The organism is Agrobacterium sp. CFBP 3001 (assembly GCF_027871605.1).
Classification (GTDB): domain Bacteria; phylum Pseudomonadota; class Alphaproteobacteria; order Rhizobiales; family Rhizobiaceae; genus Agrobacterium; species Agrobacterium leguminum.
In genome coordinates this window covers 112,936-124,517 of sequence record NZ_JAQAHD010000004.1, presented here as the reverse complement: position 1 = coordinate 124,517, position 11,582 = coordinate 112,936, and the positions used below count along the sequence as shown (strand labels likewise).

Below are 11,582 nucleotides of genomic sequence, written 5' to 3'. Positions count from 1 at the left end.
CGGTCTCCCTGAAATAGAAAATAAAGGTTAATTACCCCTTTCCAAACGGGATCATCGCGGGAGATTTTCGCTCCACCCACAGGCGCAACGGGGCACACACGGCCGAAACGCCGGCGTCCCAACCACCTAATTTCATTGCGTTAAATCAATTTTCCGGAACATCGCCGCCGGCAGGACCGCAGCAGGAGAAAAGCGCATTACAGCCAGAAAGCATATTGTTTCCGCAAAGGCCCGCGCAACGTAAAATCATTGCTGTAAAGCCCGCGAATTAACGTGGACACTGCCGAGGTTGCAGTCTTAAGATCGGCCGCCGCGGACCAAGTGGAAAGGCCCGCCCAGCCCTCGTTTCCGGAGTGAATCATGTCGCCTGTCCACCTGTCCCGCCGCTCGCTTCTCAAGACGTCACTCCTTCTTGCCGCAACCACGGGTTTGGCGGGCATCGCCGCCGCGCAGCAGGCGGCACCCGGCGGAAGGCTGATCGTCGCGGCCGATTCGGAGCCGAAGAACCTCAACCCGGCGATCGTCGCCTCAAACGGCGTGTTTTATATTGCCAGCAAGATCGTCGAGCCGCTGGCCGAGGCCTCCTTCGATGGCAAGGACGGGCTCACGCCGCGGCTTGCGACCGAATGGCAGGGATCGGATGACGGTCTCAGCGCCACTTTCAAGCTGCGCGAAGGCGTGTCCTGGCATGACGGCAAGCCGTTCACCGCGGCGGATGTGGCCTTTTCGGCGCTCTCCATCTGGAAACCACTGCAGAATCTCGGACGGCTGGTCTTCGCCAATCTCGAGAAGGTGGATACCCCGGATGAACACACGGCGATCTTCCGCTTCTCCAAGCCGACACCCTTCCAGCTCATCCGCAATGCGCTGCCGGTGGTTACCAGCGTCGTGCCGAAACATCTTTATGAAGGCACCGATATCGCCACCAACCCGGCCAATACGAAGCCGGTCGGCACCGGGCCTTTCGTCTTTGCCGAATACAAGCCCGGTGAATATTACCGCCTGACCCGCAATCCCAATTACTGGGGCAAGGACGAACCGCAGCTCGAAGAGATCATCTACCGCGTCCTGCCGGACCGGGCGGGTGCGGCCTCCGCGCTCGAAGCAGAGGAAATTCAGCTCGCCGCCTTTTCGGCCGTGCCTCTGGCCGATCTCGAGCGCATCTCGAAGGTGCCTGGCATCAAGGTCATTGCCGATGGTTACGAGGCGCTGACCTATCAGCTGGTGGTCGAAATCAACCATCGCCGCAAGGAACTGGCCGATCTCAAGGTCAGAAAGGCCATCGCACACGCCATCGACAAAAAATTCGTCATCGACAAGGTCTTCCTCGGTTACGCCACGGCATCCACAGGCCCGGTGCCGAAGAACGCCCCTGAATTCTACACCGACGATGTCGAGACCTATGATTTCGATGTGGCCAAGGCCAACGCCCTGCTGGACGAGGCGGGTTATGCGCGCGGCCCGAACGGAACACGTTTCTCGCTGAAACTTCTGCCGGCGCCCTATTTCAACGAAACCAGGCAGTTCGGCTCCTATCTTCGTCAGGCGTTGCAGGAAATCGGCATCGATGCCGAGTTGGTTAACAATGATTCAGCTGCTCACCAGAAGGCGGTCTACACCGATCATGCCTTCGACCTCGCCATCGCGCCGCCGGTCTTCCGCGGCGACCCGGCAATTTCCACCACCATTCTCGTGCGTTCCGGCATTCCGGCGGGCGTAGGCTTCTCCAATCAGGGCGGTTACGAGAACAAGACGCTGGACGAATTGATCGACAAGGCGTCGATAACGGTCGACACCGCCGCGCGCACGGCGCTTTACAAGGATTTCCAGAAGCAGGTCGCCGCCGATCTGCCGCTGATCAACGTTGCCGAATGGGGCTTCATCACGGTGGCGCGCGATACCGTCAAACATGTCGCCAGCAATCCCCGCTGGGCCGTTTCCAACTGGGCGGATACGGCGGTCGATACGTAAGGACGCATCGTGAAGCGTGCAGTAACATTGCTGAAGCGAAGGGCAGTCAGCGCCATTCCGGTGCTGCTGATCGTTCTCATCTTCACTTTCGTCCTGCTTGAAAATGCATCCGGAGACGCGGTGGACGCCTATCTCGTCTCCATTGGCGGCGGCGATGCCGGGCTCAGGGATGTGTTGCGCGAACAATACGGCCTGAACGGTTCGGTATTTGCCCGTTTCTGGCTCTATGCCAGCTCGGTGCTGCGGCTCGATCTCGGCTGGTCCCTTGCCTTCGACCGGCCGGTGCTGGGGCTGATCCTCGAGCGGCTGCCGAACACGCTTCTCCTGATGGGCAGCGCCACCGCATTCGCCTTCATCCTCGGCACCGGGCTTGGCATCGTGGCCGGCGCGCGTCCCGGCGGGCTGACGGATCGCGTGCTTTCAACGCTTTCGCTGGCGCTTTACGCCACGCCCGGTTTCTGGCTCGGCCTCGTGCTGGCCATCGTCTTTGCCGTTCAACTCAAATGGCTGCCCACCTCAGGCATCGAAACTATTGCCTCGGGCAAGCAGGGATTTGCAAGAGCGCTCGATATTGCCCGCCATCTCGTGCTGCCGGTCGCCAGTCTCGGCCTCATTTATCTCGCGCTTTTCCTGCGCGTCATGCGCACTGCCATGGCGGCGGTCTGGCCGCTGGATTTCGTGCTTTTTGCGCAGTCCAAGGGGCTTTCCAAACGGCGGATCGTGCTGCGCCATGTCGCTCGCAACGCCGCTCTTCCGCTTGTCACCGTGTTGGGCCTGCAGGCCGCAACCATGCTGGGCGGCAGCGTGGTGATCGAAAGCGTCTTCGCGATTCCCGGTTTCGGCCGGCTGGCGCAGGAGGCGGTCAGCGGCCGCGACACGCCGCTTTTGATGGGCATTATTCTGACAAGCGCCGTCTTCGTCATTCTGGTCAATCTCGCCATCGATATTGTCTATGCCGTTCTCGATCCGCGCATCGGCAGCGGGGAGAGACAGGCATGAGTTTCGCTCTCCGGCTGCTGCGCAGTTTCGAAGGCGCCACGGGCACCATCATTCTGGTGCTGCTTGCCGTGGCGGCGCTTGCCGCCCCCCTCCTCTTTCCGGGCGACCCGCTGGCCATTGTCGGCGAGCCGCTGATCGCGCCGTTTACGGATGCCACCCTGCCGCTGGGCACCGACCGGCTGGGCCGCAATGTGCTGGCCGAGCTTGCCCATGGCGCGCAGGCCTCCCTGCTCGTCGGCATGGGTGCCGCCGCCGCCGCGCTGGTGATCGGCACCGTCATCGGCACCATCGCCGGTTTTGCGGGCGGCCTCGTGGACGAAGCATTGATGCGCGTCACCGACGCTTTCCAGATCGTGCCGAATTTCCTGCTCGCGCTTGCCTTCGTCAGCACCATCGGACCTTCCATGCCCATCGTCATTCTCGCCATTGCGCTCGGCGCATGGGCGGATCCCGCGCGGCTGATGCGGGCGCAGGTGTTGAGCATCCGCGAGCGCGATTATGTTCAATCTGCCCGCGCCATCGGCATGCATCCGCTGGAAATCGCCTTCCAGCAAATCCTGCCCAACGCTCTGCCGCCGGTTCTGGCGCTGGCCGCCATTATCGTCGCGGCAGCCATCCTCACCGAGGCCGCGCTGTCCTTTCTCGGGCTTGGCGATCCCAATATCGTCACCTGGGGTTCTATGATCGCCGAAGGACGCAACGTCCTGCGCTCGGCCGCGTTTTTGTCCGTCATCCCCGGCATCGGCCTTTTGATCACCGTTCTCGGCGTCTACCTTCTCGGCGAAGGCATCAACAGGGCGATGGCGACGAGGAGGCAAGCGCCATGAGCGGAAATGCGCTGTGCCGGATCGACGATCTCAGCGTTTTTTATGCGGCAGGCGATGCACCGGCCTTGCAGAATGTTTCGCTGACGATCCGGCATGGGCAGAGGCTGGCGATCATCGGCGAAAGCGGTTCGGGAAAATCCACGCTCGGCAGAGCCATTGCCGGTCTTCTTCCCGGCAATGCACGGGTTTCCGGCGATATTTCCTGGAGCCGCGATAGCGGCCTGTTTCACGGCAGGCCACAGCCGGGGCGCGATATCGGCACGATCTTTCAAGATACCGGCGCGACACTCAACCCGGTTCTCACCATCGGCGAACAGGTGGCGGAAGGCGCCGTGCGGCATCTCGGCCTGTCATGGAGGCAAGCGCGCGATCTTGCCCGCGATCTTCTAGAGCGGGTGCGGCTGCCGCATCCCTCCCATCTGCTCGCCGCCTATCCGCACCAGCTGTCCGGCGGCCAGAGGCAGCGCGTGGCGATCGCCGCCGCCATTGCCGCCAGTCCTTCGATCCTGATTGCCGACGAGGCCACGAGCGCGCTCGATACGGTCAGTCAGGCCGCCATCGCCACGCTGCTGGCCGATCTGGTGCGGCAGGAAAACAAGACGCTGGTCTTCATCACCCATGATATCGGCCTTGCTTCCAGCCTTGCCGACGAGATCGCGGTTCTCCGCGCGGGGCTGCTGGTCGAACACGGCCCGACGCGGCGGGTGCTTTCCGCACCCAGCCATGACTATACGCGTGCGCTGCTTGCCGACTATCTCGATCTCTCCACCCCGCCGCTCATCAGCGAGGCCGCGTCATGAACGAGGCCCTTCTGAGCGTCAACGGACTGTCGAAAACCTATCGCACCGGCGCAAGAACGGTGGCGGCGCTTTCCGACATTTCCTTTTCGCTTCAGCCCGGCGAGACGCTGGGGCTTGCCGGTCCCTCCGGCTGCGGGAAATCGACACTGGCGCGAATTCTGATGCGGCTGGTCCCGGCCGACGAAGGCACGATCCATTTCAAAGGCCGTGACTGGCTGGCGCTGGGCAGCGGGCACCTTCGCGCCGCCCGCCAGCATATGCAGATGGTGTTTCAGGACACGCATGGCGCCTTCAATCCGCGCGCCAGCGTCGAGGATGCCATCGGCGAGCCCTTGCGCATTCATCACATGGTCAAAAGACGCGAGCGTGCGGCGGAAATACACCGCCTTCTCGAGCGCGTCGGCCTGCCCGCCAGCTATGCCGGCCGCTCGGTCTTCGAGCTTTCCGGCGGCCAAAGGCAGCGTGTCGCGATTGCACGGGCGATTGCGCTCAAACCGTCGCTTCTCATTCTGGACGAAGCCGTCTCCGCGCTCGATGTTTCGGTTCGCCGGCAAATCCTCGAACTGCTGGTGGAAATACAGCGGGAGACGGCCGTTTCCTGTATTTTCGTTTCCCATGATCTCGCGGTCATCCGGGCCGTCTGCCACCGCGTCGCCATCATGGAAGCGGGGCGGATCGTTGAAATCGGCAGGACGCGAAATATCGTCTCGGCACCGCAATCCTCGACCGCCAGAACCCTGATCGACGCCGCACCGCGCCTGACCATTGCCACGTAAGGAAAAGACATGCCCGTTCCGGATTATGCATTGCTGCTCGACCCACCTGCCTTTCCCGCGGAGCATTACGCCATTCTGGCCGACCGGCTGGCAGCCTTGATGGGCACGGGGAACGACGTCCTTCTCATACAGGCGGAAGCCGTGCTGGCGCTTGAGGCGGCGGCGACGAGCCTTGCCCGACCGGGTCTTAGAGCGCTCAACATCGTTACCAGCCCCTATGGCGCATGGTTCGGCGGCTGGCTCGCGAGAGGCGGCGCGACGGTGCGCAACCTGACCGCCAGCCCGGCAAAGCCGGTCACGCTGGAGGAGGTGGAACGGGCGCTGAACGAGGGTCCGGGCTTCGATCTTCTCGCCATCGTCCATGCGGAATCGGCAAGCGGCATTCTCAACCCCCTGCCCGCCATTGCCGCGCTTGCTCGGCAAAGGGGTATCGTCACGCTCGTCGATGCCGTCGCCTCCATCGGCGGCCATGCCTTTGAGGTCGACCGGCTGGGTATCGATATCGCCGTGATCGGCCCGCAAAAGGCGCTGGCCGGCCCGGCCGGGATTTCCGCCATTTCCGTCAGTGAAAAAGCGTGGGAGCTTCTTTCGCATGGTGAGGCGCCGGAAAACTCCATGCTCTCGCTTCTGGACCAGAAAAAACTCTGGCTCGATGCCGGCCGCGGCGCGCTGCCCGGAACGCCTGCTCCGCTGGAATTTTACGCGCTGGAGGCCGCCCTTGACAGGATAGAGGCGGAAGGTCTGGCATCGGCCAATGAACGTCATGAAAGAGCGGCGGCGGCCACCCGGAACGGCATCAGGGCGCTCGGTATCCCGACCTGGGTGGAGGAGACACACGCCTCCGCCCTCGTTTCCACGGCGATCCTGCCGGATACCGTGGAAGCAAAGGCGTTCCTCGCTGCTGCATCCCAAAAGCAGGGCGCAGATATTTCCGCCGGTGTCGGCCCCGGCGCGGAACGGCTGATAAGGCTCAATCACACCGGTCTGAGGGCGCATCCGGAGGCAGTAAAAGCCAATATCGCGGCCTTCTCCAGCGCCCTGAAGAGCCTCGGCCATGCCGCAGATACCGATTCCGCACTGGAAGCGACTGAAAAAGCCTATTCTGACGCCCCTGCGAACGGCGTTTAATGCCGCTAATAGACGTTCATTGCGCCAAATCCGGCAGCGTTGGAATGTCAGTCACGACATTGTTGTTAAAAATGGTAGACAAATTCCTCGACCAATCTTGACGAAATCATGGCAACGCGCGAAACTTAACGCTACGTTAACTCGCGTGAAGAAGGGAAACGGCCATGGTAGCAGGGTTCAATATGCTCTCCTTTGACCTCTTTGGCATCGGCCGAAGGATGCCCGTCGTCAATGAGCGGGTGGAGACCGAGTTTCAGGACAAAACACCGCGCAGACCCGATGACGAGTCGCACGATGACGACCGCGATCAGGAATATGAACTGTTCTTCTGGTCGCTTTACCCGGTGATCTGAGCCACTCACAGCGGCTTGCAGGTATGAACCTTGCCAAGGACCGCGGGTTCATTCAATGATTGCCGCATGCGCCGGCCCGAAAAGAACTCTGCGAACAGAGACTTGCAACTGTTGCGCCGCCTTCTGCGGGCCAAGGATCATATGGACGCGGCGCCCCATGAGGCGTGGCCTGTTTCACGCCTTGCAAGCGTCAGCGGCGCCTCGCAGGCGCACTTCGCGAGATCGTTTCGCGATGCTTTCGGCATACCCCCTCACCGCTATCTGCTAACACGACGCGTGGAGCGCGCCGTGGCGCTGTTGCGTGACACGGACCTTCCGATCATCGACATCGCGCTGCAAACCGGCTGGAACAGCATCGGCACGTTCGGCCGTGTTTTCCGCGACGTGACGGGGGAAAACCCGAGTGAATTGCGGCGCAGGATGCGGCTTTTGCCTGCCGAGCTTGAGCAGGTTCCCCATTGCTTCGTCAGCGCCGCGCATCGTCCCCATCTCACAATCGCAGTTTCGGAGAAGCGCCGGCGAACGGAAAGCGATAGGCACGGTGAGTGAAAGGGAGATAGCTCATGAAAAATGGTGTTCAACTTGTCGGGCTTTATGTTCATGACCAGGACGAAGCGCTGCAATTTTATGTCGAAAAAGTCGGATTTCGTCTGCATACGGACGCACGCAACGGCGATTATCGCTGGTTGACCGTGCAGCACCCGGACCAGCCGGATTTCCAGCTGGGCCTGTTTCGGCCGCAGGCCCCGACCGTTGATGAAGCGACGGCACAGGATCTGAATGAAGCCGTGGCCAAAGGCGCCATGCCGCCGCTGGTTCTGGTGGTCGAGGATTGCCAGAAAGCCTTTGACGCCATGCACAAACGCGGCGTCGAATTCACCCAGGAACCGATCGCCCGCTACGGCTCGGTGGATGCGAGCTTCCGCGATCCTTCCGGCAATGGCTGGAAGCTCGTTCAGGCCCGCTGAAGCGCCGATGTGTCACATTCCATCATGGATGTTTTTTCTTGGGGGCGACTTTGATCTTGCGAAACTGGATAAGGCAGGGCCATCGGTGGCTGGGCATTCTGCTGACTGTCACCATTCTGGCGAACTTCGCTTCGATGGCCTTCGGCCCGACGCCACCAGTGATCGTTTATGCTCCGCTGGTGCCGTTGACTTTGCTTGTTCTCAGCGGGCTTTACATGTTCTTCCTGCCATATCTGGGAAAGCCGCCAGCCCCATCGGGGAAGCAGGCAGGTAAGCAATGAGGCTATCGCGCTCTTCGGCCGCCCGCACGGTTCACGCGGTTGCGAAGCATGGTATCCAAAATGTTTCGGCCCCGGGTTTTACCCCGGGGCCGATTAAAACGCGGTCGGCAAAAACTGCCTTGTCTTAGTGGTTGTCGCGCGGCAGGCCCTTGGTCTGCGCGATGCGCTGATACTTCACGGCCGGTTCCAGAACCGCGCCGGTTTCCATCTGGCTGACGATACCGCGCTGGATTTCCTGCCATGGCGTCTGGTGATCGGGGAACTTGTAACCGCCCTCGGCGGAAAGCGCCTCGTAACGCTTGGCCAGTTCCTCGCCGGAAATCAGGATATCCGCCTTGCCACGGCCCACGTCGATGCGGACGCGGTCGCCCGTCTGCAGGATGGCGAGACCGCCGCCGGCCGCCGCTTCGGGCGAAGCGTTGAGGATGGACGGGCTGCCCGACGTGCCAGACTGACGACCATCGCCGATGCAGGGCAGCGAATTGACGCCTTCCTTCAGGAGATAATCGGGCGCGCGCATGTTAACCACTTCCGCCGCACCCGGATAACCGATGGGACCGGCGCCGCGCATGAAGAGGATGGTGTTGGCGTCGATCTTCAGCGACGGATCGTCGATGCGGTGATGGTAGTCCTCCGGACCGTCGAACACCACGGCGCGGCCTTCGAAGGCTTCCGGATCGTTCGGGTTGGAGAGGTAACGGTTGCGGAACTCTTCCGAAATCACGCTCGTCTTCATGATGGCGGAGGAGAACAGGTTGCCGCGCAGGACGCGGAAGCCGGCACGTTCCTTGAGCGGCTGCTCATAGGGACGGATGACCTTCTCGTCCTCGATGATCGCGCCACGGCAGTTTTCGCCGATGGTCTTGCCGTTGACCGTCATGGCGTCTTCCATGATCAGTCCCTGGTTCATCAGCTGATTGACGACAGCCGGAACACCGCCGGCATGGTAATAATCTTCGCCGAGATATTCGCCGGCCGGCTGCAGGTTGACGAGCAGTGGCACGTCTTCGCCATAGGTCTGCCAGTCATCCACCGTCAGCTCGACGCCGACGTGACGCGCGAGGCCGTTCAGGTGGATCGGCGCATTGGTGGAGCCGCCGATGGCCGAGTTGACGCGGATGGCGTTGATGAAGGCATCCTTGGTCATGATATCGGAAGGCTTCAGGTCTTCCTTGACCATTTCAACGATGCGCAGGCCGGTGAGGTAGGAAACTTCCTGGCGGTCACGGTAAGGCGCCGGGATGGCGGCGGAGCCCGGAAGCTGCATGCCGAGCGCTTCGGCAAGCGAGTTCATGGTCGTCGCCGTGCCCATGGTGTTGCAATAGCCGGTGGAGGGAGCCGACGAGGCGACGAGCTTGACGAAGCCCTGATAATCGATCTCGCCCTTCGCCAGCAGTTCGCGCGCCTTCCAGACGATGGTGCCGGAACCGGTGCGTTCGCCGCGGAACCAGCCGTTCAGCATGGGGCCGACGGAAAGGGCGATGGCCGGAATGTTGACGGTGGCCGCCGCCATAAGACAGGCAGGCGTGGTCTTGTCGCAGCCGATGGTCAGGACAACGCCATCGAGCGGATAGCCGTAAAGCACTTCCACGAGGCCGAGATAGGCAAGGTTGCGGTCGAGACCGGCGGTCGGGCGCTTGCCGGTTTCCTGGATCGGATGCACCGGGAATTCGATGGCGATGCCGCCCGCTTCACGGATGCCTTCGCGCAGGCGGTTCGCCAGTTCCAGATGGTGGCGGTTGCAGGGCGAAAGGTCCGAACCGGTCTGCGCAATGCCGATGATCGGGCGGTCGGACTGAAGCTCGGCCTGGCTGAGACCGAAGTTCATGTAACGCTCGAGATAAAGCGCGGTCATATCCGCGTTGGCGGGATTGTCGAACCACGCGCGCGAGCGAAGCTTGCCTCCCTTGCCCTGGGTTGCGGGAAGATTGTCGGATGTAGTCATGATGCGGGTCTCCAGCCGGAAGTGGCCAACGGTAAAATATTACGAAATGCGACAAGCTTATGTTGTGCGCAAGGAAAATGGAATCAGCTTTCGGAGATCACGCATAACCGACAGAGCAGCCCCAGACGAGTGATTTGGAGCTGTTCTTCGGCTTTAGCCGAATATTTTTCGGCATTTACGATGATACCGGCGTCGCGCAACGGCCTCTTCCTCCCTGCCTTGCCGGAATGCGTCTGGCCCGATGGCCCGGCACTCCGCCTCAGTCTGATATCTTTATTTATATTACTATTAGATGCCGTCATTGACTGTCAAGCCACATCGCGGGCCATTTTCGGCGTGTTCAGACAGGGAAAGAGTATAATTTATTCCCACCCAAACCATTGATTTATTGTATTTTATGACAAAATTTAGTCTCAGTTCGTGAAAGCCAAATTGTGAAAAGGCTAAAAAACCACTTTTCAAGAGTATTACTATATGCTCATAGTGTCGCCGTCACGCTGACATCATCTCTGGGAGGATAAGATGAGAAAAGCTCTTGCGGCATTCACTGTCGCCGTTTCCGCATGCCTTGCATCCAGTGTTTCCGCACAATCGCTTACCGTCGGCTTCTCGCAGATCGGTTCGGAATCCGGCTGGCGCGCGGCTGAAACAACCGTCACCAAGCAGCAGGCGGAGAAGCGCGGCGTCACGCTAAAATTCGCCGACGCACAGCAGAAGCAGGAAAACCAGATCAAGGCCGTTCGCGGCTTCATCGCGCAGGGCGTCGATGCGATCCTGATCGCTCCGGTCGTCGCAACCGGCTGGGACGCCGTGCTGAAGGAAGCCAAGGAAGAAAATATCCCTGTCATTCTGCTCGACCGCCAGATCGAGGCTTCTGACGATCTTTACCTCACCGCCGTGACCTCCGATCAGGTTCATGAAGGCAAGGTTGCCGGCGACTGGCTGGTCAAGGATGTCGGTTCCAAGGACTGCAAGGTCGTTGAATTGCAGGGCACGACCGGCTCTTCGCCCGCCATTAACCGCAAAAAGGGCTTCGAAGAGGCGATTGCCTCGCACAAGAACATCAAGATCGCACGCTCGCAGACGGGTGACTTCACCCGTACCAAGGGCAAGGAAGTGATGGAAAGCTTCATCAAGGCCGAAGGCGGCGGCAAGGATATCTGTGCGGTCTACGCTCACAATGACGACATGGCCGTCGGCGCGATCCAGGCGATCAAAGAAGCTGGCCTCAAGCCCGGAACCGACATCAAGGTCGTTTCCATCGATGCCGTGCCTGATATCTTCAAGGCCATGGCGGCCGGCGAAGCCAACGCCACCGTCGAACTGACGCCTGACATGGCCGGCCCTGCCTTCGACGCGCTCGAAGCCTACCTGAAGGACAAGAAGGCCCCGCCGAAGTGGATTCAGACCGAATCCAAGCTCTACACGGCGTCTGACGACCCGATGAAGGTCTACGAGGCGAAGAAGGGTCTGGGTTACTGATACCCCATTCTTCGGAAGGAGCGGCGCGTCGTTCGTGCCGCTCCATCATGGC

General features: G+C 60.9%; 12 protein-coding genes. 11 read left to right on the top strand and 1 reads right to left on the bottom strand.

Translation table 11 applies throughout. The features are described 5' to 3' along the window. The first annotated feature begins 360 nt into the window (after positions 1-360). The 10 genes from PH605_RS07535 to PH605_RS07490 all read left to right on the top strand — a co-directional run bounded on the left by PH605_RS07535 (position 361) and on the right by PH605_RS07490 (position 8,103). Positions 361-1,971, top strand: coding sequence for an ABC transporter substrate-binding protein (locus PH605_RS07535; RefSeq protein ID WP_142844573.1), 1,611 nt, complete (start codon positions 361-363; stop codon positions 1,969-1,971). Positions 1,972-1,980: 9 nt separating this feature from the next. Continuing rightward, the gene (locus tag PH605_RS07530) at positions 1,981-2,970 is read left to right on the top strand and encodes an ABC transporter permease (RefSeq protein ID WP_142844574.1); all 990 of its coding nucleotides are present in this window, start codon (positions 1,981-1,983) and stop codon (positions 2,968-2,970) included. Further along, positions 2,967-3,797: an ABC transporter permease gene (locus PH605_RS07525; RefSeq protein WP_142844575.1), complete on the top strand. Its 831-nt coding sequence runs from the start codon at positions 2,967-2,969 to the stop codon at positions 3,795-3,797. Before PH605_RS07530 ends, PH605_RS07525 begins: the two co-directional genes overlap by 4 nt. Then, the gene (locus PH605_RS07520) at positions 3,794-4,597 is read left to right on the top strand and encodes an ABC transporter ATP-binding protein (protein WP_142844576.1); all 804 of its coding nucleotides are present in this window, start codon (positions 3,794-3,796) and stop codon (positions 4,595-4,597) included. The genes PH605_RS07525 and PH605_RS07520 overlap by 4 nt, the downstream gene beginning before the upstream one ends. Next, the gene (locus PH605_RS07515; protein ID WP_142844577.1) at positions 4,594-5,373 is read left to right on the top strand and encodes an ABC transporter ATP-binding protein; all 780 of its coding nucleotides are present in this window, start codon (positions 4,594-4,596) and stop codon (positions 5,371-5,373) included. Before PH605_RS07520 ends, PH605_RS07515 begins: the two co-directional genes overlap by 4 nt. Positions 5,374-5,382: 9 nt before the next feature. Continuing rightward, a complete protein-coding gene (locus tag PH605_RS07510) occupies positions 5,383-6,501 on the top strand; it encodes a pyridoxal-phosphate-dependent aminotransferase family protein (RefSeq protein ID WP_142844578.1) in 1,119 nt (372 codons plus the stop codon). Positions 6,502-6,665: 164 nt separating this feature from the next. Continuing rightward, positions 6,666-6,854 carry a hypothetical protein gene (locus PH605_RS07505; RefSeq protein WP_003506556.1) on the top strand — a complete coding sequence of 63 codons (189 nt, stop codon included), beginning with the start codon at positions 6,666-6,668 and terminating at the stop codon, positions 6,852-6,854. A 66-nt stretch (positions 6,855-6,920) separates the two neighbouring features. Further along, positions 6,921-7,403 carry a helix-turn-helix domain-containing protein gene (locus PH605_RS07500; protein WP_125146291.1) on the top strand — a complete coding sequence of 161 codons (483 nt, stop codon included), beginning with the start codon at positions 6,921-6,923 and terminating at the stop codon, positions 7,401-7,403. A gap of 14 nt (positions 7,404-7,417) precedes the next feature. Continuing rightward, positions 7,418-7,822: a VOC family protein gene (locus PH605_RS07495; RefSeq protein ID WP_003523747.1), complete on the top strand. Its 405-nt coding sequence runs from the start codon at positions 7,418-7,420 to the stop codon at positions 7,820-7,822. 56 nt (positions 7,823-7,878) lie between these two features. Then, entirely contained in the window at positions 7,879-8,103 is a 225-nt protein-coding gene (locus PH605_RS07490; protein ID WP_236781174.1) for a hypothetical protein, read from the top strand. 124 nt (positions 8,104-8,227) lie between these two features. On the opposite strand, the gene PH605_RS07485 is transcribed toward PH605_RS07490, so the two are convergent. Beyond that, positions 8,228-10,048: an IlvD/Edd family dehydratase gene (locus tag PH605_RS07485; RefSeq protein WP_065655500.1), complete on the bottom strand. Its 1,821-nt coding sequence runs from the start codon at positions 10,046-10,048 to the stop codon at positions 8,228-8,230. A 522-nt stretch (positions 10,049-10,570) separates the two neighbouring features. Here PH605_RS07485 and ytfQ point away from each other — a divergent pair. Continuing rightward, entirely contained in the window at positions 10,571-11,530 is a 960-nt protein-coding gene (gene ytfQ, locus PH605_RS07480; RefSeq protein WP_065655501.1) for a galactofuranose ABC transporter, galactofuranose-binding protein YtfQ, read from the top strand. Positions 11,531-11,582: the final 52 nt, after the last annotated feature.

Coding starts and splice junctions, on each gene's coding strand:
- PH605_RS07535 (WP_142844573.1), top strand. CDS start 361: ATGTCGCCTGTCCACCTGTCCCGCCGCTCGCTTCTCAAGACGTCACTC.
- PH605_RS07525 (WP_142844575.1), top strand. CDS start 2,967: ATGAGTTTCGCTCTCCGGCTGCTGCGCAGTTTCGAAGGCGCCACGGGC.
- PH605_RS07520 (WP_142844576.1), top strand. CDS start 3,794: ATGAGCGGAAATGCGCTGTGCCGGATCGACGATCTCAGCGTTTTTTAT.
- PH605_RS07515 (WP_142844577.1), top strand. CDS start 4,594: ATGAACGAGGCCCTTCTGAGCGTCAACGGACTGTCGAAAACCTATCGC.
- PH605_RS07510 (WP_142844578.1), top strand. CDS start 5,383: ATGCCCGTTCCGGATTATGCATTGCTGCTCGACCCACCTGCCTTTCCC.
- PH605_RS07505 (WP_003506556.1), top strand. CDS start 6,666: ATGGTAGCAGGGTTCAATATGCTCTCCTTTGACCTCTTTGGCATCGGC.
- PH605_RS07500 (WP_125146291.1), top strand. CDS start 6,921: ATGCGCCGGCCCGAAAAGAACTCTGCGAACAGAGACTTGCAACTGTTG.
- PH605_RS07495 (WP_003523747.1), top strand. CDS start 7,418: ATGAAAAATGGTGTTCAACTTGTCGGGCTTTATGTTCATGACCAGGAC.
- PH605_RS07485 (WP_065655500.1), bottom strand. CDS start 10,048: ATGACTACATCCGACAATCTTCCCGCAACCCAGGGCAAGGGAGGCAAG.
- ytfQ (WP_065655501.1), top strand. CDS start 10,571: ATGAGAAAAGCTCTTGCGGCATTCACTGTCGCCGTTTCCGCATGCCTT.